Source organism: Janthinobacterium woesei (assembly GCF_051380875.1).
Taxonomy (GTDB): domain Bacteria; phylum Pseudomonadota; class Gammaproteobacteria; order Burkholderiales; family Burkholderiaceae_D; genus Janthinobacterium.
In genome coordinates, this window is sequence record NZ_JBNYXW010000018.1 from 61,975 (window position 1) to 82,997 (window position 21,023).

Here is a 21,023-nt window from a genome sequence, read left to right on the forward strand (position 1 = left end):
ACTGGTAAGCAATGCTGTTTAAAAGCGCGGAAATGGCCGCTGGCCGCCCGCCAGGCGCCCAGGCGGGGCGCCAACCGTGGCAAAGTGCGCAAAAAACGCTCACCGCACGCCCGGTGGCGCGGCCCTAAACTCTGCGATAATTGTGCGATATTCCACCCGCCCGCCGCTTTTTCTCCCAGGCAGGCGCGGCTCACCTTATTTTATTGGCATTATGCAAAACACCCTGCTGTTAGTCGACGGTTCCAGTTACCTTTATCGCGCCTTCCATGCGCTGCCCGACCTGCGCAGCCCGGACGGTTATCCCACCGGCGCCATGCACGGCATGGTCAACATGCTGCGCCGCCTGCGCGCCGACTACCCGGCCGCCTACATCGCCTGCGTGTTCGATGCCAAGGGGAAAACTTTCCGCGATGACATGTATCCGGAATACAAGGCCACGCGCGCCTCGATGCCGGACGACCTGCGTTTGCAGATCGAACCGATCCACGAAGCCGTGCGCGCCATGGGCTGGCCGATATTGATGGTCGATGGCGTGGAAGCGGATGATGTGATTGGTACTTTGGCCGTGCAGGCGGCTGCCGCCGGCATGCACGTGGTAGTGTCCACCGGCGACAAGGACCTGGCGCAGCTGGTCAACAGCCAGGTGACCCTGATCAATACCATGAGCAATGAAAAGCTCGATGAAGCGGCCGTGCTGGCCAAGTTCGGCGTGCGGCCGAACCGCATCATCGATTACCTGTCGCTGATCGGCGATACGGTTGACAACGTGCCTGGCGTATCGAAATGCGGCCCGAAGACGGCCGTGAAGTGGCTGACGCAGTACGACAGCCTGGCCGGCGTCATGGAGAACGCGGCCAGCGTGGGCGGCGCCGTGGGTGAAAACCTGCGCACGGCCCTGCCATGGCTGCCGCAGGCGCGCGCCTTGATCACGGTCAAGACCGATTGCGATTTGTCCGGGCACATGCGCAGCATCGCCGATTCGCTGGCGGCGAAACACGAAGACAAGGAAGCGCTGCTGGCCTTCTTTAACCGCTACGGCTTCAAGGCCCTGTTGCGCGAACTGGGCGCGGCGGCGCCCATGTCGCCCGTTGGGCCAGCGGCGACAGCCGGTGGCGGTGCGGCTGGCGCTTCCACTGCGAACACCACTGGCGACATGTTCGCCGATGCCACGCCGGCGCCAGCCGCCGAGTATGAAACCGTGCTGACGGATGCCCAGCTCGATCGCTGGATCGCGCTGATCGACGCGGCGCCCCTGACTGCCGTCGATACGGAAACCACCTCGTTAGAGCCGATGACGGCGCAGATGGTGGGCATTTCCCTGTCGGTTGCCGAGCATGCTGCCTGCTACATCCCGCTGGCGCACGACTATGCGGGTGCGCCGGAACAATTGTCGCGCGAACATGTGCTGGCCAAACTGCGCCCGTGGCTGGAAGATGAAAACAAGCCCAAGCTGGGGCAAAACCTGAAATACGACAGCCATATCTTCGCCAACCACGGCGTGACACTGCGCGGCATCGCCCACGATACATTGCTTGAATCGTATGTGTTCGAATCGCACAAGAAGCACGACATGGACGGCCTGGCCCTGCGCCACCTGAACTACACCACGATTCCCTTCCAAGACGTGTGCGGCAAGGGCGTCAAGCAGATCACCTTCAACCAGGTGGAAGTGGAGCAGGCGGCCCGCTACGCGGCCGAGGATGCCGACATTACCTTGCGTTTGCACAATGCCATGTGGGGCAATGTGGCGAATGATGAAAAACTGACGTTCATCTATGAAAAGATCGAGATGCCGACGGCCGTGGTCTTGCAAAAGATCGAGCGCAACGGCGTGCTGATCGATGACGCCTTGCTCAACATCCAGTCGGCCGAGCTGGCCGTCAAGATACTCGCGCTGGAAACCAAGGCCTATGAACTGGCCGAGCAGCCGTTCAATTTAGGCTCGCCCAAGCAGATCGGCGAGATTTTCTTTGAAAAGCTGAAGCTGCCAGTGGTCAAGAAGACCCCGACCGGGGCGCCATCGACGGACGAGGAAGTGCTGCAAAAGCTGGCCGAGGATTACCCGCTGCCGAAAGTGCTGCTGGAATACCGCGGCATGGCCAAGCTGAAATCGACCTACACGGATAAATTGCCGAAGATGATCAATGCCACCACGGGCCGCGTGCATACGAATTATGCGCAGGCCGTGGCCGTGACGGGACGATTGGCGTCGAACGACCCGAACTTGCAGAATATTCCCATCCGCAGCGCGGAAGGACGGCGCATCCGCGAAGCGTTCATCGCGCCACCGGGCTGCAGCATCGTCTCGGCCGACTATTCGCAGATCGAATTGCGCATCATGGCGCACATCTCGGGCGACGAAGCCATGCTGCGCGCGTTTGCCGAGGGCATCGACATTCACCGCGCCACGGCCGCCGAAATCTTTGGCGTACCGGCCGCTGAAGTGCAGAGCGAGCAGCGCCGTTATGCGAAAGTCATCAACTTCGGCTTGATCTACGGCATGAGCGCCTTTGGCCTGGCCGGTAACCTGGGCGTGGACCGCACGGCCGCGCAAAGCTATATCGACCGTTACTTTGCCCGTTTCTCGGGCGTGAAACAGTATATGGAAGATACGCGCCAGCAAGCCAAGGCGCGCGGCTACGTGGAAACCGTGTTCGGCCGCCGCCTGTGGCTGCCGGAAATTAATTCGCCAAACGGCCCGCGCCGCCAGGGCGCCGAACGGGCCGCCATCAACGCGCCGATGCAGGGCACGGCCGCCGACCTGATCAAGCTGGCCATGATCGCCGTGCAGGGCTGGCTGGAAACGGACGGCTTGCAAACGAAGATGATCATGCAGGTACACGATGAACTGGTGCTGGAAGTGCCGGACGCCGAACTGGAGCTGGTCAAGCGCAGGCTGCCGGAGCTGATGGCGGGCGTGGCCGCATTGAAAGTACCGCTCACGGCTGAGGTCGGCGTAGGCAAGAATTGGGACGAGGCGCACTAATTTTTTAACGCAACATTTTCAGGAGAAACGCATGAGCGACATGATCACCGATTGTGAAAGTTTGCTGGGCCAGAGCAGCTTGTCCGGACCGGACGGCCGGCGTGGTTTCCTGAAGGTGGCGCTGGGCACGGGCTTTGCCGTGGCCGTGCTGCCGGTGGCGGCGCAAAACGTCATCAAGACCGATACGGCGGGCTTGCTGACGGGCACCATGCCGGTGCTGGTCGATGGTCAGGCTGTGCCCGTGTATGCGGCCCAGCCGGATGCGGCCCAGCCGGAAGGCAAGACGGGTTTGCCCGTGGTGCTGGTCATTTCCGAAATCTTTGGCGTGCACGAGCACATCGCCGACATGGCGCGCCGCTTCGCCAAGCAGGGCTACCTGGCGCTGGCGCCCGACCTGTTCGTGCGCCAGGGTGATCCGACCAAGGTTGCCAGTATTCCCGAATTAATGAAAGGCATCATCGCCAAGACGCCGGACGCGCAAGTAATGGCCGATCTCGATGCCGTTGTCGCCTGGGCAAAACAGAATGGCGGCGACACCAGCCGTTTGGGCATCACCGGTTTTTGCTGGGGCGGGCGCATCACCTGGCTGTACGCGGCGCACAATCCGGCCGTCAAGGCGGGCGTGGCCTGGTATGGCCGCCTAGTGGGCGAACCGACTGCCTTGCAGCCGAGCAACCCTATCGATATTGCCGGGACGCTGACGGCGCCCGTGCTGGGCTTGTACGGCGGCAAGGATACGGGCATCACGCAGGAATCGATCGCCAAGATGAAGGCCGCGCTGGCCAAGGGCGGCAACAAGTCGGAGTTCGTCGTCTACCCCGATGCTGGCCACGCCTTCAACGCCGATTACCGCCCCAGTTACGTGGCGGCCGATGCGAAAGACGGCTATGCGCGCTGTTTAGCCTGGCTCAAGCAGCACGGCGTGGCGTGATGTTGCAGCAGCAACATCGCTATTTTTTTCCATAAATTGCCGCGAAAGGCGCAGCGGGCTGTAAAATGCCCGGTTCGCGCCAATGCAGTACAATTGCATCTTCCCTGCGTTACGCTGCCGCCAGACGCGCAAATGAATCAACAATAAGCAATTCTGTATGCATCAAGCCAGACGCCAGCACAGCGGGCGCCAGTGGGCAGGCGCCATTTTGAGGTAAGAAAATCATCGATCCCGTCCTTATATCCATTTTGCTCGCGACCACGATCGCGGGCGTGTTCAGCATTACCGCGGCGGCGATCTTTTCGTTTGCATTCCTGTCCAAGGTGGTCGAGCGCATGGTCAGCCTGTCCGTCGGCATCATGCTGTCGACGTCCTTGCTGCACGCCTTGCCCGAAGCGTTTGAATCGCAGGCGGACCCGCGCAGCCTGTTCGCGACCCTGCTGGCGGGCTTGCTGGCCTTCTTCATGCTGGAAAAATTCGCCATCCTGCGCCATTCGCACCACCACGAAGGCGACGGCCACCACCATGCGCACGGCCACGACAAGCACGAGGCGGGCAAGGCTGGCTGGATGATACTTGTCGGCGACGGCCTGCACAATTTCACGGACGGCATTTTGATCGCCGCCGCCTTCCTGGCCGACCCGAAACTGGGCCTGGTCACGGGTCTGGCCATCATCGCGCATGAAATCCCGCAGGAAATCGGCGACTTCATCGTGCTGCTGAACGCCGGTTTCTCGCGCCTGCGCGCCTATGTGTTCAACTTGCTGTGCAGTCTGATGGCCGTGGCGGGCGGCCTGCTCGGCTACTTCACCCTGGACCGCGCCAGCAACCTGATTCCCTACGTGCTGGTGTTTGCCTCGTCCGGCTTCATCTATATCGCCTTGTCCGACCTGATGCCGCAAATGCAGCGCCGCTCCACCATACGCGAAACCATCCCGCAAGTGCTGCTCATCGCGCTGGGCGTGTGCATCGTGCTGTTCTTGACGCGGCACAAACACGGTTGAAGCGCCGTTCTCCACAGCGCACATAAAAATGGCGAACCCTTGGGTTCGCCATTTTTTTAGCTGCCGGTCGCCACCGGCCGCGCCGGGTCTGCGCACCATTCGCTCCACGAACCGGGATACAGGGCCGCGCCTGGCAAGCCAGCCACTTCCATGGCCAGCAGGTTGTGGCAAGCCGTCACGCCCGAGCCGCACTGCAGGATGGCCGATTCTGGTACTGCGACCAAGGCCGTAAAATCCTGCTTCAAGGTGTCGGGGGATTTAAACCTGCCATCGGCTTGTAAATTATCTTTAAAGAAACGGTTTTTCGCGCCGGGGATGTGGCCGCCGACAGGGTCGATGGTTTCGTTTTCGCCCCGGAAACGGTCGGGTGCGCGCGCGTCGAGCACCGTCAACGCTTGCGCGTCCAGGTTGGCGACGACCTCTTGCACGCTGACCATGCGCGTCAGGCTGGCTTTTTCCGAGAGGTTGCCGGCAGGGCGGGTGGCTACCGGCGTGACCAGCGGCAAGCCTTGCGCCTGCCAGGCGGCTAGGCCGCCGTCCAGCACTGCCACAGCCGGATGGCCGACCCAGCGCAGCAGCCACCACAGGCGGGCGGCAAACATGCCGCCCTGGGCGTCATAGGCCACCACTTGCGTGTCGTCATCGATGCCCCAGCCGCGCAGCGTGGCCAACAGGGCGTTGCGCTCCGGCAAGGGATGGCGTCCAGTAAATGTGGAAAATGCGGCCGCGCCGCGCGCCATCTTCGGGCCGGACAGGGCCGTGTCGATGTCGGCAAACTGCGCGTTCTGGATGTGGCCGGCGGCAAAGGCGTCGCTGCCCGCTTGTGGCTTGAGCAAGTCGTGGCGGCAATCGAGGATGACCCAGCCGCTGTCATGCAGATGGCTGGCCAGTTCGCTGGCGCTGACTAAGGTGGTAAATAAGGTCGTATACATCAGGTATTGCCTCCTTACACTCTACACTTCGCTGGCGATGGGATCCGTGCGCGCGATGGCGGCGCCACGGGCCGTGTTGCGGGTATTGTAATAGGTTGCCGCGATGCCCGAGGCGAGGATGACGCCGATGCCCAGCCAGCCGTGCCAGTCGAACAGGTCGCCAAAGATCACCACGCCCCAGAAGCTGGAAAAGATGATGCCCGTGTATTGCAAATTGGCAACAACGAGAGTCTTGCCCAGGCGATAGGCACGCGTCATGGCCATTTGCGCCATGGTGGCGCACAGGCCGATGGTTGCCAGCAAGCCGATGCCATAGCCGCTGGTGTGCGCATGCCAGACGACGGGGCCGCCGCCGGCGCTGGCCACATGGCCGATCACGCCGGCGAGGAAGTTGACGATGGAGAAATAAAACACGACGCGGTATTCGGGTTCGCCCAGCAAGCCCAGTTTGCGCACCTGCAAGTAGGCGAGGGCCGACAGCATGCCGGAAATCAAGGCCGTGGCGGCGGCGCCCACCTGGTCCGTCTCGAACACGGGCTGCAGCAGCAGGGTCACGCCGACAAAGCTCATGGCAATGGCTGCCACCAGCGGCCATTCCAGCTGTTGCATGCCTTTCCACCAGCCGCCGGCCAGCAAAATCACGGCGATCCAGATGGGCGCCATGTAATTCAAGGTCATGGCGGTGGCCAGCGGCAGGATGGCAATCGCATAAAACCACAGCCACAGGGCGATCACGCCCACCACGCCGCGCCACAGATGCTGGCCCGGCATGGTGGTCTTGAAACTGCCGCCCTGGTACAGAATCGTGCAAGTCATGACGGTCATGCCGATGATGCCGCGGTACATGACGATTTCGGAGGTCGAATACATATCCGAGGCTAGCTTGACGCACACGCCCATGATGGCGAACATGAAACTGGCGAATAACATCCACAATGATTGCATTTTGGCCTTTCACCTGACCAAACCTACTGCGCGTCGCGGGGCGCGGCCTGCGATGCTCGCTGTATTAAAGTACAGCTGCGCTTCTTAGCCACGCCGCGCTGCCGCTCGCTACGGTTTTGTCAGGTGTTGTGATTGTAGAACTAAACGAAAGAAGGGCCGCGCTATGCGGCCCCTCTACTAATATTACAGTTCGATATTGTTGCGGTACCACTCGTGGAAGTGCTGCATGCCGTCTTCCATCGGCGACTGGTAAGGGCCCACTTCGTTCACGCCGCGCGCCATCAGGGCCTTGCGGCCAGCATCCATGCGCAGGGCGATTTCATCGTCCTCGACGCAGGTTTCCATGTAGGCGGCCCTTTCGGCCTCGATGAAGTTGCGCTCGAACAGCACAATTTCTTCAGGGTAATAGAATTCCACCACATTGCGCGTCTTTTGCGGGCCATCCGGCCACAGGGTCGAGACGATCAGCACGTGCGGATACCATTCGACCATGATGTTCGGATACAGGGTCAGCCAGATGGCGCCATATGGCGGCGGCTCGCCGCCACGAAATTGCAGCACCTGCTCCTGCCACTTCTGGTAGGCGGGCGAGCCGGCTTGCTGCAAGCCGCGGTGTACGCCCACCGTCTGCACGCTGTAATCCTTGCCGAAGTCCCAGCGCAGGTCGTCGCAGCTGACAAAGCTGCCCAGGCCCGGGTGGAACGGTTCGACGTGGTAATCCTCGAGGTAGACTTCAATAAACGTCTTCCAGTTGTAGTCGCACGCGTGGATTTCCACGTGGTCGAACATGTAGCCGGAGAAATCGAGGTCTTTCGAGACGGACAAATTTTTCAATTTTTCCATCACGTTGTAGCCGTTTTGCTCGAACAGCAAGCCATTCCAGCTTTGCAGCGGTGTTTTCGACAGGTTCAGGCACGGTGTCTCGGGGAAATGCGGCGCGCCGATCAATTCACCCTTGAGGTCGTAGGTCCAGCGGTGCAGCGGGCAGACGATATGGTTCGCGTTGCCGCGGCCATTGAACATCAGCGCCTGCCGGTGGCGGCAGACGTTGGACAATACTTCGATGCCATTGGCGTTGCGCACGAGCATGCGCCCCTCGTTCTCAGACGCCAGGGTCGCAAAATCGCCGGTTTCCGGCACCATCAGCGCATGCCCGACATAGCGCGGGCCGGCCTGGAATAATTGCTGCATTTCACGCTGCAACAGCGTTTCGTCAAAATAGACGTGGACCGGAAGTTGCGCGTTTGAACGCGCCAGCTTGGCGTGAGTAGCCAGATCGGACATCCCAACCCCCCATAAATGTACAACGGTCAGCAGTGCCCCAGGCCATTCCCTGGGCAACCGCTACAAGAGAGAAAGAATCCGCAAAGACCTGAATTCAAATTTGTTGAAACGGTATTTCGGACAGAACCGGCGATTATAGCGCGAATTGGCCCCTGCATTGCCACAAACCCCGCCAAATGGCGTACTTTAATGAGAAACATTGTCATTTGGCGTGCAATTTCCGGCAGACGGGGGCGATTGCGCTAAAATCCACTGACAGGCTGGCAACTCTATGGAGTTTGCGCGCGTGGATTGCGCTTTAGTTTTCACTTAATAGGGTGGTTTGTTCTAAAATAACGCTTCTATGCTGGCCGGGAATCCCCGGCATCACCCTACAAGCCCCTCGTGCCACGAAGAGATCTGAGTCTATGTCGAAGAAATTAACTGCCGCTGCCGCAGCGCCGGCCTCGTTTGAAGAGGCAATGGCGGAACTGGCGCAGCTGGTAACGCAAATGGAAGCGGGCCAGTTGCCGCTGGAAGCATCGGTTGCTGCGTATCAGCGCGGCTCGGAACTGGTCAAGTATTGCGCGGCCCAGCTCGATAGCGTCGAAGCGCAGGTCAAAGTACTGGAAGGCGATATGCTCAAACCGTTCGTCGATGCCGGCGAGGCCGCGCAATGATGGCCAGCGTGCAAGTGTCAGAAGTATCAGAGTTGGGCGTCACCTTCGGCGACTGGATGCAGGCGACGCAATCCGGCGTGGAGCGCCAGCTCGACCAGTTCCTGCCTGCGCCCGATTGCGTGCCGCACAAGCTGCATGCGGCCATGCGCTATGCGCTGCTGGGCGGCGGCAAGCGCGTGCGCCCGCTGCTGGTGATGGCGGCCGGTGAATTGTTTGATGCCGATCAAGATACCCTGGCGCGCGCCGCTTGCGCGCTGGAAATGATCCACGTGTATTCGCTGGTGCATGACGACATGCCATGCATGGATGACGATGCCTTGCGCCGTGGCAAGCCCACCGTGCACATCGCCTACGATGAAGCGACGGCCCTGCTGGTCGGCGACGCGCTGCAATCGCAGGCCTTCATGCTGTTGGCCGACGGCGCAGCCATTCCACCGGCGCGGCAAATGGCGATGCTGCGCTCGCTGGCGCAGGCCTCGGGATCAAACGGCATGTGCGGCGGCCAGGCCATCGACCTCGACAGCGTCGGCCTGGCCTTGAGCCTGCCGCAGCTGGAACAGATGCATCAATTGAAAACGGGCGCCTTGCTGCGCGCGGCCGTGATCCTGGGCGCGCTGGCGGGCAAGGACTTGACGCCTGAAGACATGACGGCGCTGAACGCCTATGCGCGCGCCGTCGGGCTGGCTTTCCAGGTGGTCGACGACGTGCTCGACGCGACGGCCGACTCGGCCACCCTGGGCAAGACGGCTGGCAAGGATGCGGCGGCCAACAAGCCCACCTACGTATCGATCCTGGGACTGGAACCTTCCAGGGCCCTGGCAGAACAATTGCGGTGCGACGCCCATGCGGCGCTGGCGCCATTCGGGGACAAGGCACGCCGTTTGCGCGAGCTGGCAGACCTGGTCGTGCAGCGGAAGGCATAAATGAAACTGTTAGAAACCATCAATGAACCAGCGCAAGTGCGCAAGCTGGCCCGCTCGCAACTGGTGCCGCTGGCGCAGGAATTGCGCAGCTTCCTGCTCGACTCCGTCTCCAAGACGGGTGGCCATCTGTCGTCCAATCTGGGCACGGTCGAGCTGACCGTCGCGCTGCACTATGTATTCAACACGCCGCACGACCGCATCGTCTGGGACGTGGGCCACCAGACCTATACGCACAAGATCCTGACGGGCCGCCGCGAGCGCATGCACACGCTGCGCCAAAAAGACGGCATTTCCGGCTTCCCGAAACGCGACGAGAGCGAATACGATACCTTCGGCACGGCGCACTCGTCGACGTCGATCTCGGCCGCGCTGGGCATGGCGCAGGCGGCCAAGATCAAGGGCGACCCGCTGCACGCAATCGCCGTGATCGGCGACGGCTCGATGACGGCCGGCATGGCCTTCGAGGCGATGAACAATGCGGGTGTGCAGGAAGACATCAATTTGCTGGTGATTTTGAACGACAACGACATGTCGATCTCGCCGCCCGTGGGCGCGCTGAACCGCCACCTGGCGCGGCTGATGTCGGGCAAGTTCTATGCGGCGGCGAAAAATGTCGGCAAGTCCGTCTTGCCCGGCCCCGTGCTGGAACTGGCGAAGCGATTCGAAGAGCACGCCAAGGGCATGGTCGTGCCCGCCACCATGTTCGAAGAGTTTGGTTTCAATTATATCGGCCCCATCGACGGCCACGACCTCGATTCGCTGATCCCGACCTTGCAAAATATCAAGCAATTGAAGGGGCCGCAATTCCTGCACGTGGTCACCAAGAAGGGCCAGGGCTACAAGCTGGCCGAAGCGGAACCGATCCTGTACCACGGCACGCCCAAGTTTAATCCGGCTGAAGGCATCAAGCCGGCCACGGCGCCAGGCAAGATGACCTACACGGAAGTGTTCGGCAACTGGCTGTGCGACATGGCCGCCCACGACAAGCGCCTAGTGGGCATTACGCCAGCCATGCGCGAAGGTTCGGGCATGGTCAAGTTCGAACAGCAGTTCCCCAAGCGTTATTTTGACGTCGGTATTGCCGAGCAGCATTCGGTGACCTTCGCCGCCGGTTTGGCTTGCGAAGGCTTGAAACCCGTCGTCGCCATCTATTCCACCTTCCTGCAGCGCGCCTACGATCAGCTGATCCACGACGTGGCGCTGCAAAACCTGGACGTCACGTTCGCGCTGGACCGCGCCGGCCTGGTGGGCGCCGACGGCGCCACGCACGCGGGCAACTACGACATGGCGTTTTTGCGCTGCATTCCGAACATGGTCATCATGGCCGCGTCCGACGAAAACGAATGCCGCCAGATGCTGACCACGGGCTACCATTACCCGGGTCCGGCGGCGATCCGCTATCCGCGCGGCGCCGGCTTTGGTGCGGCCATCGTGCCGGAACTGACGAGCATTGAAATCGGCAAGGGCGAACTCAAGCGCCAGGGCAAGCGCATCGCCATCCTGGCTTTTGGCTCGATGGTGGCGCCGAGTATGGCGGCCGGCGAACAGCTCGACGCGACGGTGGCCAACATGCGCTTCGTCAAGCCGCTCGACGTGGCGCTGGTGAAGCAACTTGCTCTTGACCACGATTACCTGGTGACGGTGGAAGAAGGCTGCATCATGGGCGGCGCCGGTTCGGCCGTGGCCGAAGCCCTGGCCGCAGAGGGTATCGTCAAGCCTATCCTGATGCTGGGCTTGCCCGACACCTTCATCGACCATGGCGACCCCGTGCAATTGCTGAAAGGCGTGGGCCTGGACGCCAGTGGCATCGCCGCCTCTATTGAAAAGCGCTACGGCGGTACGCAGCCGCGCCTGGCGGTGGTCAGCTAAGTCGCGTCTTCCAGAATGAAAGCGGCACTACGGTGCCGTTTTTTTTCGGCTGCTGTCATTTACATTGCACTGCAACATTTTTTGCCGGGGAATGCTACGATGACGCTTTGATACCTCTTCAAGGTTCAGCTTGTATTTCAGGAAACTTCATCGCCGAGTGCGCGCATTGGCCAACCGCTGGCTGACGGGCATGCACGCCTATACCGACACCCTGGCCCAGCGCCGTCCGCTGTGGATGGTCACGCTGGCCATCGACGAAACCAATCTGTCCGAAGGCTTGCGGGCTGCCTGCGCGGCCACTGCCATGCTGCTGCTGGGCTGGCTGTTCGACGTACCGGATTTTTCCTGGGCCGCCATCGGCGCCTTCTGGACTTGCCTGGCCGACGCGGCTGGCACGCGGCGCATGCGCTTCGTGTCGATGCTGGGCTTCGGCTTGCTGTCCACCGTGGCCGGTGGCTTGGCGGCGCTGGCCGCCGGCCATGGCCTGGCGACGGCGGCCATCGCCGTGCTGCTGTTTTCCTGGGCCGGCGCGCTGGCGCGCATCTGGGGCGCGGCCACGGCGCAAGTGGCGATCCTGGCGGCCACGGCCAGCGTGGTGATGGTCACGCATCCGCTCGAATCGATGACGCAAAGCGCGCCTTTCCTGGGGCTGTACATGTTTGGCTGCCTGTTTGCCACCGTGCTCAGTTTTACCGTCTGGCGCATCCACCCGTTCGGCCCAAGCAGGCGCGCCATTCGCGCCGCGTATTCGCGCCTGGCCGGCATCGCGCGCGACAATGCCCGTTTCCTCGGGCATGCGCCGTTGCCGCCGGACGCCGCCACGCATGGCGCCAGCTACCGTTCGCAGGCGCGCGCCGCGCTGGAGGCGGCGCGCGTGGCGCTGGCCGCCGTGCCGCCTGCGCGCGCGGGCCGCAGCGCCCTGTATGACAACCTGCTGCTGGCGCTCAGCGACGCCGAGCGCATCTTCGCCTACCTGATCGCCGTCACGCATTCCTGCGAGCGCGAACAGCAGCGCTTGCGCCAGGACCCGCGCGCGCGGCGCAGCCTGGAAGTGATGGCGGTGCTGCTGCGCCGCCTGGGGCAAGCCGTGCAGCGCCAGCCGGAAACGCCTCCCCTGGATCTGCAACGTCGCCTGGCCGCCTGCGGGCGGCGCCTGGAAGCGGCGCTGGGCGCCTTGCTGCCGCTGCGCCTGAACGTGGAATTCATGGCGCTGGGCCTGCCGCGCGCCACGCGCCTGCCGTGGCGCGAGGCAGCCTTCCTGGCGCTGGGGCAGGCGTGGCAAACGCTGAAGGTCAACGCCACGCCGCAGTCGCTCAGCTGGCGCCACGCGGCGCGCGTCTCGCTGGCGACGACGGCCGGTTTCCTGCTGGTCGAAGCGCTGCACATTCCGTTCGGCTACTGGGCCACCATGGCCACCTTGTTGATATTGCAGCCGTCCGTGTCGACTACCTGGCCGCGCGGCATCGAGCGGGTCACGGGCAGCGTGCTGGGCGCCGTGCTGGCCGTGCTGATCGGCCTGGTCATCCACACGCCGCTGGGCATCTCGCTGGTGGTGTTTCCCCTGATTGTCGCCACCATGGCCTTGCGCCGCGTCAGCTACAGCCTGCACGTGCTGTTCATGACGCCCGCCTTCGTGCTGGTGGCCGACTATGCGGCGCCGGCCAGCGAGATGGTGTATGCGATGAGCCGCCTGGGCAACAATGTGCTCGGTTGCGTACTGGCCTTGCTGGCCACGTTTTTCCTGTGGCCCGACCGGGAAGCGGACGACCTGGACCAGCGCCTGGCAAAGGCCGTCTCGGCGAACCTGAAATACTTGCTGGCCGTGATGGCGGCCGGAGGAAAATGGGATAGCGCGATCGCCAACCTGCGCCGCGAGGCGGGCTTGGCCAGCAATAACGCGGAGCAAGTCTTGCAGCGTTTGCGCATCGAGCGCCGCCTGGACCGCAGTGTCGGCGTGGGCCTGGCGGCCATGCGCACCTTGCCCCTGCTGCGCCGCGTGGCGGGCAGCACGGCGCGCATCAGCCTGAGTCCCCAGGCCGAGCCGGCCACGCCCGAGTTGCAGCAGTGGATCGCCGAGGTTAGCGGGGAAATCGATGCGTTGCTGCGCGGCGCCGCCGATACGCCGGCCCCCGGCCCGTGCGCCAGCGCAGGCTTGACTGGCCTGCAGGCCGACGCGGTAGGGCAGGTGCAGTCGCTGCGCGGCTTGCTGCGCGAACACCTGCAGGCGCAACGGCCGCCGGGCGGCGTGTCGGCGCCTGTGTAGAAAGAGGTGGTGCGGATGCAACAGTTTGCCGCAAATTTTTTACGCACGTCAAAAAAAACAGCATGGTCTTGATGTTACTGTATTGCAAATGGTAATAGGAATGATTATTATTCACAACTGACGGCATGACAAGGCGACACTGGGTGATCAAGTGAAGGGCGGCATCATGAGACTGTCTCTTTCCCATCTGCAGTCTCAAGGTTTGTCATGTCATCCATCTTTACCCTGTGCCAGTCCGTATTGGCCATCAGCCTGGCCTTTTGCGCCAGCGCCGCCACTCCCATGGTCTTTGCCGCCGAGACCGAACCAGAAGAGCCCGCACCGCAAATGCTGCCTGAAGTGCGCTTGCAGGCCGAGCGCGAATCGGTCGGCGAGCAGCGCCTGGAGCGGCGCCAGATCGAAGCCATGAATGGCATCGACGGCAATATCACCAGCTTGTTACGCATCAATCCCAGCGTGCAATTCGATAACCAGCAGCAAGCGTCCGCCACCCAGGGCGAACTGGCGCCGGCCGACATCAGCATCAACGGCGCGAAGTTTTACGACAATCTGTACCAGATGGACGGCATGTCGCTCAACAACAGTATCGGCCCCGCCAGCAACAATCCCGCCAATATGACGGCGCCGCCTGCGGCCAGCCAGGGGTTTGCCGTCGACACCAGCCTGCTGTGCGAGGTGACGGTGCTCGATTCGAACATCGGCGCCGAGTATGGCCGCTTCAAGGGCGGCGTGGTCAATGCCAATACCTGTGCTCCCACGCGCAAGCTGGCCGGCCAGGTCTCCGTGGAGAGCACGCGCTCGGCGTGGATGCAGTACAAGCTCAGCGACAGCCAGCGGGAAAGCGCCGCCAATTCGGCCACGGCCGATTTGCAGCCCGCCTTCGAAAAATGGACCTACCGCGCCGCGCTGCAGGGCAAGGTCACGGAGAACTTCAGCCTGATCGGCAGCTTCATCCGCAAGACGTCGGAGATTCCCCTGAACGGTTATGGCAATGGCTTGCAAAGCGCGGGCGACGCTAACCGCAAGGTGCAGCGGCGCGGCAGCGACAATGCCTTTGTGCGCGGTTTCTGGTCCATCATCCCCGGTGTGCTGGCCGATTTCTCGCTCATGCATGCGCCGTCGAGTGGCGACTATTTTATTGCCAACGTGAAAAACAGCACGTATCACCTGAAGAGCGGCGGCAATGGCCTTAACCTGGGCCTGACGCACCCCGTGGCGCTGCTGGGCGGCGCCACGGCGGAACACCGCTTGAGCTGGAACAAGATGGAAAGTTCGCGCGACGCCGATGCCAGCATCTGGAAAGCATGGCGTTACTCGAATGATAAGAATTGGGGCGTCAAGACGGGCACGGGTGCGACCGGCTGGGCCAGTACCGAGGGTGGCTATGGCGATATCGACCAGGAACAGGAAACCGCCCAGTACCAGGGCAAGCTGAAATGGGAACCCATCACTTTGCTGGGCATGTCGCATACCTTCCAGGCGGGCCTGGAACTGGGCACGCAGCGCTCCAGCTACCGCCGCAACACGACGTACGAGCAATACACGGGGTCGGTCAACACCAACACCTGCAATATGGTCGGCGGTGGGGTGGACACGCAATACTGTTCCCTGGCGACGCCATGGAATGCGGCCTCGAGCGTGCGCGGCCAGTACCTGGCGTCGCGCATCATTCATTACGCGGGCGCCTATGAACTGAGCAACAAGACGCGCGGCGCCTTCTTGCAGGACGACGTCAAACTGGGCGATGTGCGCGTGCGCCTGGGCGCGCGCTACGACAGTGACGATTTGTCGCCAAAATCGAGCATCGCGCCGCGCCTGTCGGCTTTCTGGGATGTGGCGGGCAAGGGCACGACCCAGGTCGAATTGGGGGCGAACCGCTACTATGGCCGCAATTTCTTTGATTTCTATGCCAACTCGAAGCGCCTGGCCCTGCAGACGAAGTCGCAGACGCGCACCTTGTCGGGCGGCTTGCTGAAGGACTGGGCGGCGCCCGAGATGGCCGCCAACTGGGCCTGGTACAAGCTGGGCGACATGAAGGTGCCGTACACGGATGAAAAAATGCTGGGTATCAGCCAGCAATGGGCCGGCGTCAAGTGGAGCGCCAAGCGCGTCCTGCGCGAAGGCCGCGACGAGATGGTGCAGCACCTGGAATCGGCTGCGAATTACTCTTGGGATAATATTGGCCGCACCGACAGCAAGGTGTGGACGCTGGCCGCCGAGACGCTGCGTCCCGTGCGCTGGGGCGAGACGGCCACGCGCGTGCAGTTCGGCTATGACCATACGCGCACCAACTCTTCGCACGCCGACTACGACGACAGCTTGAGCGAGCTCGCTGGCGACATGGACCAGTACATCTATTACCAGGGCAAGTTCATGCGCTGGACAGACCGGCCGGCCAATAATTACAACCGCCCATGGACGGCGCGCTTGCTGCTGTCGACGGACATTCCCGCGTATCGATTGAAGGTGGATAATTTCTTCCGCGTGCGGGGCAAGGAAACGGCGATGGTGAGCACGGGCGAATCGAAGCCGTTCGACGGTGGCGTGGCCGACGTGTATGAAGACGCCACGGCGGGCAAGGCTGTCAGCTGGGACATGCGCGTGCAATATGCGCTGCCTAAGACGGGGCCGGGCGAAGGTTTTATCAATGTGGCCGTGGAAAACGTGACCAACCGCAGCAATCCCCTGTACCAGGCGAAAGAGCTGGTGTACGAAAAAGGCCGCCAGTTCACGCTGGAACTTGGCTACCGCTTCTAATGACAATGACAATGACAACGACACTGACGGCAGGCGCATGAAAATGGCATCCCACCTGAAAAAAACCACCTTCGCCTTGGCCGCCTTGCTGGCGGGCGGCGCGGGCTTGATGATGAGCATGGATGGCCGCGCCAGCGATGCCGTTCCCGCCAGCGTTGCCTGCGCGGCGCAGACCGGCTGGGACATGGCGTGCCTGCGCCAGTTGTACGCGCAGCCCGTCGCCAAGTGGCCCCGTCCGCAAGTGCCCGATGGCGTGACGCCGGCCGAGATGGCGCCTGTGTCGGCCATGGCGCCGGCGAAGGTGTCGCCGCCAGTGGTGGCGCTGGGCCAGCGCCTGTTCAATGACACGCGCCTGTCCGGCTCGAACGCGGTGGCCTGCATCAGTTGCCACAGCCCGGCCCACGGCTTTGCCGACAGCAAGCGCGTCTCTGCGGGCCATGCAGGGCGCCTGGGTCAGCGCAACGTGCCCGGTCTGCTGGGCGTGGGGCAGATCAAGTCGCTGTTCTGGGATGGCCGCGCAGCGACCCTGGAAGAGCAGGCGCTGGGCCCCTTGCAGCATGCCGACGAGATGGCCATGGACGTGCCGGCCTTGCCGGCCAAGCTGGCCGCGCAGGGCGACTACACGGTGCAGTTCGACGCCGCCTTCGGAAAGGGGGATGGCGTGACCTTGCCGCGTATCCTGACGGCGCTGGCCGACTATCAGCGCACGCTGCTGCCGCCCGTCACGCGCTTCGACACCTTCCTCGAAGGCGAACGCACGGCACTGAACGAGCGCGAACTGCTGGGCCTGCACTTGTACCGCACCAAGGCGCGCTGCATGACCTGCCATAGCGGCGCCTTGCTGACGGACCAGCAATTCCATAACCTGGGGCTGGCCTACTACGGGCGCAAGAAATACGAAGACCTGGGACGCTACCTGGTCACGGGCAAGGACGAGGACGTGGGCAAGTTCCGCACGCCATCGCTGCGCGGCGTGGCGCAATCGGGGCCGTGGATGCACAACGGCCTGTTCCCGCTGCTGGGCGTGCTGAACATGTATAACGCGGGCATGGCGCGCCCCGTGCCGCAAAATGCGCAGCAGGCGGCCGATCCAAAGTTTCCCGTCACTTCGCCCCTGTTACAGCGCCTGAAGCTGACGCCAGATGAAGTCCAGGCCCTGAAAAGCTTCCTGGAAGTGCTGTAACGGTCTTATTTAGCCTGGCCGGCCGTGCGGTCGTGCCGCCACAGCACGTCGCTGCCGCCGGCAAAGCGGTTCAGCACGCGCGACAGCACGAACAGCAAGTCCGACAGGCGATTGACGTACTGGCGCGGATGTTCGTGCAGCGTTTCCGCGTTCGCCAGCGTGACGATGCTGCGCTCGGCGCGGCGGCAGACGGTGCGGCACACATGCGCCAGCGATGCAGCGCGCGAGCCCGCTGGCAGGATGAATTCGGAGAGGGCGGGCAAGTCCGCATTGTATTTGGCCAGCAAGTCATCGAGGCGCAGCACATGCTCTTCCTTGATCAGCTGGTAGCCGGGGATGCAGATTTCGCCGCCCAGGTCGAACAGATCGTGCTGGATGGCCACCAGTTCGCCGCGCAAGGCGTCGGGCATGGCTTCGCACAGCAGCAAGCCGATATTCGAATTGAGTTCGTCCACGTCGCCCATGGCGTGGATGCGTACATTGTCCTTGCTGGTGCGGCTGCCGTCGCCCAGGCCGGTGCTGCCATTGTCGCCCGTGCGCGTGGCGATTTTCGAGAGTCGGTTGCCCATGATGCTGGTCCTTTCAAAGAAGAATGGGGCAGCATACGACACTGCGCGCCGCATTTGCCGGCAATCGTGACAAAAAATGCGGCGCACGGTGTTTTTATGCTTACAATCGTTGCACGACCATGTACTTTTACCCCTCACTATGCTCAATGCTGCTCCCGAACCCGGATTGATCGCCGCGCGCCAGCAAGCCGTCGTCGCGGCCCTGCTGGCCGTGCTGCCGGCCCGCTGCGTGCTGTCTGACGCCGAAGATACGCGCCCGTATGAGTGCGACGGCCTGGCTGCCTACCGCCAGTTGCCGATGGTCGTCACCCTGCCCGACACGGAAGAACAAGTCATCGCCATCCTCGGCGTCTGCCGCCAGCTTGGCGTGCCGATCGTGCCGCGCGGCGCCGGCACGGGCCTGTCGGGCGGCGCCTTGCCAATTGCCGATGGCGTGGTGCTGTCGACGGCGCGCCTGAACCGCATCGTGCGCCTCGATGCGTATGCGCGCACGGCCGTGGTGCAGCCTGGCGTGCGCAACCTGGCCATTTCGGAAGCGGCGGCGCAATATGCGCTGTATTACGCGCCCGACCCCTCCTCGCAGATCGCCTGCAGCATCGGCGGCAACGTGGCGGAAAACTCGGGCGGCGTGCATTGCCTCAAATATGGTTTGACCGTGCACAATGTGCTGCGCGTGCGGGTTGTTACCATCGATGGTGACGTGCTCGAACTGGGCGGTGAATGCCTCGATTCCCCCGGCCTGGACTTGCTGGCCGTCTTCATCGGCTCCGAAGGCATGCTGGGCATCGTCACGGAAGTGACGGTAAAGCTGATCCCGAAACCGGCCACCGCGCGCGTCATCATGGCGTCCTTCGGCGACGTGGTCACTGGCGGCAATGCAGTTGCCAACGTGATCGCCGCCGGCATCATCCCGGCCGGCCTGGAAATGATGGACCAGACATCCTCGCGCATGGTCGAACCGTTCGTCAAGGCCGGCTACGATATCAACGCGGCCGCCATCTTGCTGTGCGAGGCCGATGGCACGCACGAGGAAGTGGAAGAGGAAATCGCCCGCATGACGGCCGTGCTGGAAGGGGCGGGCGCCAGCGCGATTGCCGTCTCGCAGTCGGAAGCGGAACGCATGAAATTCTGGTCCGGCCGCAAGAACGCCTTTCCTGCCGCAGGGCGCATTTCGCCCGATTACTACTGCATGGACGGCACCATCCCGCGCAAGCGCCTGGCCGAAGTCCTGACGGGCATCGCCGGCATGGAAAAGACCTATGGCTTGCGCTGCGCGAACGTATTCCACGCGGGCGATGGCAATTTGCATCCGCTGATCCTGTTTGACGCCAACATGCCTGGCGAATTTGAGCGCGCCGAGGCGTTTGGCGCCGATATCCTCGCCCTGTGCGTGGCCGTTGGCGGCACTATCACGGGCGAACACGGCGTGGGCATGGAAAAGATCAATTCCATGTGCGTGCAATTTACGCGCGCCGAACTCGATGCCTTCTTTGCCGTCAAGCGCGCGTTTGACCCGCATACCTTGCTGAACCCGGACAAGGCCATTCCCACCTTGAACCGCTGTGCGGAATTTGGCAAGATGCACGTCACGGCGGGGCGCCTGCCGTTTGCCAACCTGCCCCGTTTTTAATCTGCCGGAGACCCTTTTGCAAGCGATAGCGGAACAATTCAAACAGCAGATCCTGGCGGCCAGCGCGGCGGGTACGCCTGTACGCCTGCGCGGCGGTGGCACGAAAGACTGGTATGGACAGCAGCTGGCCGGTGAGTTACTCGACACGCGCGCGTATGCCGGCATCATCGACTATGAACCGACGGAGCTGGTGATCACGGCCCGCTGCGGCACGCCGCTCTCTGACATCGAGGCAGCGCTGGCCGCACGCAACCAGATGCTGGCCTTCGAACCGCCGCATTTCGGCGCGGGCGCCACCGTGGGCGGGGCGGTGGCTTGCGCCTTGTCCGGCCCGCGCCGGGCCAGCGCGGGCGCGTTACGTGATTTTGTGCTGGGCGCCGTGCTGATGGATGGCCACGGCGAGCGCCTGGCCTTTGGCGGGCAAGTCATGAAAAACGTGGCCGGCTACGATGTCTCGCGCCTGCTGGCGGGTTCCTTGGGCACCCTGGGCCTGATCCTGGAAGTGTCGCTCAAAGTGCTGCCCCTGCCGCTGCGCGAAGCGAGTTTTCGCGTGGAGTGCACGGAAATCGCCGCCTTGCGCTTGCTCAATGAATGGGCCGGACAACCGCTGCCGCTATCGGCCAGTTGCTGGCATGACGGCGTGCTCACCGTGCGCCTGTCGGGCGCCGAGGCGGCCGTCTCTGCGGCTTTGCAATCATTGGGCGGCAAAGTGCTGGCGCCCGATGACGCGGCCGCTTTCTGGCTATCCCTGCGCGAGCAGACGCATGATTTCTTTACGGGCAGTGGCAGCCTGTGGCGGCTATCCGTGCCGCCGCACGCCAGCGCCGTGATTTTGAAAGGGCGCCAGCTGATCGAGTGGGGTGGCGCGCAGCGCTGGCTGAAGGTCGATGCCGGCGCCGATGTCGCCAGCGCCCTGCGCATCCGCCAGGCGGTGGCTGCGCTTGGGGGCCACGCCACGCTGTTCCGCGGCGGCGACAAGGCGGTGGGCGTGTTCCACCCGCTGGCGCCAGCCGTCGGCACCATCCACCAGCGTCTGCGGCAGGCTTTCGACCCGGCCGGCATCTTCAACCCGCACAGAATGTATTGAG

At 62.9% G+C, this 21,023-nt stretch carries 15 protein-coding genes; 11 read left to right on the forward strand and 4 right to left on the reverse strand.

All coding sequences use genetic code 11. The features are described from left to right. Positions 1-211 precede the first annotated feature (211 nt). From polA to ACQ4W6_RS20450, 3 genes are all read left to right on the forward strand, one after another. Positions 212-2,986 (forward strand): DNA polymerase I, encoded by a 2,775-nt coding sequence (gene polA / locus ACQ4W6_RS20440; protein WP_436569006.1) that lies wholly within the window; start codon positions 212-214, stop codon positions 2,984-2,986. Between the two features lie 31 nt (positions 2,987-3,017). Next, a complete protein-coding gene (locus tag ACQ4W6_RS20445; RefSeq protein WP_436569007.1) occupies positions 3,018-3,917 on the forward strand; it encodes a dienelactone hydrolase family protein in 900 nt (299 codons plus the stop codon). Positions 3,918-4,165: 248 nt separating this feature from the next. Next, positions 4,166-4,921 carry a ZIP family metal transporter gene (locus ACQ4W6_RS20450; protein ID WP_436569008.1) on the forward strand — a complete coding sequence of 252 codons (756 nt, stop codon included), beginning with the start codon at positions 4,166-4,168 and terminating at the stop codon, positions 4,919-4,921. 56 nt (positions 4,922-4,977) lie between these two features. Here the strand turns inward: ACQ4W6_RS20450 and ACQ4W6_RS20455 are convergent, their stop codons facing one another. From ACQ4W6_RS20455 to ACQ4W6_RS20465, 3 genes are all read right to left on the reverse strand, one after another. After that, positions 4,978-5,853 carry a sulfurtransferase gene (locus tag ACQ4W6_RS20455; protein ID WP_436569009.1) on the reverse strand — a complete coding sequence of 292 codons (876 nt, stop codon included), beginning with the start codon at positions 5,851-5,853 and terminating at the stop codon, positions 4,978-4,980. A 21-nt stretch (positions 5,854-5,874) separates the two neighbouring features. Beyond that, positions 5,875-6,798, reverse strand: a complete 924-nt coding sequence (locus ACQ4W6_RS20460; protein ID WP_436569010.1) for a DMT family transporter — start codon at positions 6,796-6,798, stop codon at positions 5,875-5,877. Between the two features lie 183 nt (positions 6,799-6,981). Next, positions 6,982-8,082, reverse strand: coding sequence for an aromatic ring-hydroxylating oxygenase subunit alpha (locus ACQ4W6_RS20465; RefSeq protein ID WP_436569011.1), 1,101 nt, complete (start codon positions 8,080-8,082; stop codon positions 6,982-6,984). A 407-nt stretch (positions 8,083-8,489) separates the two neighbouring features. On the opposite strand from ACQ4W6_RS20465, the gene ACQ4W6_RS20470 reads away from it, so the two are divergent. The 6 genes from ACQ4W6_RS20470 (at position 8,490) to ACQ4W6_RS20495 (ending at position 17,736) form a co-directional block, all read left to right on the forward strand. Next, positions 8,490-8,741: an exodeoxyribonuclease VII small subunit gene (locus tag ACQ4W6_RS20470; RefSeq protein ID WP_436569012.1), complete on the forward strand. Its 252-nt coding sequence runs from the start codon at positions 8,490-8,492 to the stop codon at positions 8,739-8,741. Between the two features lie 56 nt (positions 8,742-8,797). Next, the gene (locus tag ACQ4W6_RS20475; protein ID WP_436569080.1) at positions 8,798-9,664 is read left to right on the forward strand and encodes a polyprenyl synthetase family protein; all 867 of its coding nucleotides are present in this window, start codon (positions 8,798-8,800) and stop codon (positions 9,662-9,664) included. After that, positions 9,665-11,533: a 1-deoxy-D-xylulose-5-phosphate synthase gene (dxs, locus tag ACQ4W6_RS20480; protein ID WP_436569013.1), complete on the forward strand. Its 1,869-nt coding sequence runs from the start codon at positions 9,665-9,667 to the stop codon at positions 11,531-11,533. A 157-nt stretch (positions 11,534-11,690) separates the two neighbouring features. Continuing rightward, positions 11,691-13,796, forward strand: a complete 2,106-nt coding sequence (locus ACQ4W6_RS20485) for an FUSC family protein (RefSeq protein ID WP_436569014.1) — start codon at positions 11,691-11,693, stop codon at positions 13,794-13,796. A gap of 207 nt (positions 13,797-14,003) precedes the next feature. Further along, complete coding sequence (locus ACQ4W6_RS20490) at positions 14,004-16,553, forward strand: TonB-dependent receptor (protein WP_436569015.1); 2,550 nt, start codon at positions 14,004-14,006, stop codon at positions 16,551-16,553. Between the two features lie 37 nt (positions 16,554-16,590). Further along, a complete protein-coding gene (locus tag ACQ4W6_RS20495; protein WP_436569016.1) occupies positions 16,591-17,736 on the forward strand; it encodes a cytochrome-c peroxidase in 1,146 nt (381 codons plus the stop codon). A 5-nt stretch (positions 17,737-17,741) separates the two neighbouring features. Here ACQ4W6_RS20495 and ACQ4W6_RS20500 read toward each other — a convergent pair whose 3' ends face one another. Then, complete coding sequence (locus tag ACQ4W6_RS20500; RefSeq protein ID WP_436569017.1) at positions 17,742-18,305, reverse strand: cob(I)yrinic acid a,c-diamide adenosyltransferase; 564 nt, start codon at positions 18,303-18,305, stop codon at positions 17,742-17,744. A 139-nt stretch (positions 18,306-18,444) separates the two neighbouring features. Here ACQ4W6_RS20500 and ACQ4W6_RS20505 point away from each other — a divergent pair, with 139 nt between their 5' ends. Both ACQ4W6_RS20505 and glcE read left to right on the forward strand, forming a co-directional pair. Continuing rightward, on the forward strand, positions 18,445-19,935 hold the full coding sequence (locus ACQ4W6_RS20505) for an FAD-linked oxidase C-terminal domain-containing protein (protein ID WP_436569018.1): 1,491 nt from the start codon (positions 18,445-18,447) through the stop codon (positions 19,933-19,935). Positions 19,936-19,951: 16 nt separating this feature from the next. Beyond that, positions 19,952-21,022: a glycolate oxidase subunit GlcE gene (glcE, locus tag ACQ4W6_RS20510; RefSeq protein WP_436569019.1), complete on the forward strand. Its 1,071-nt coding sequence runs from the start codon at positions 19,952-19,954 to the stop codon at positions 21,020-21,022. The last annotated feature ends 1 nt before the right edge of the window (position 21,023 follow it).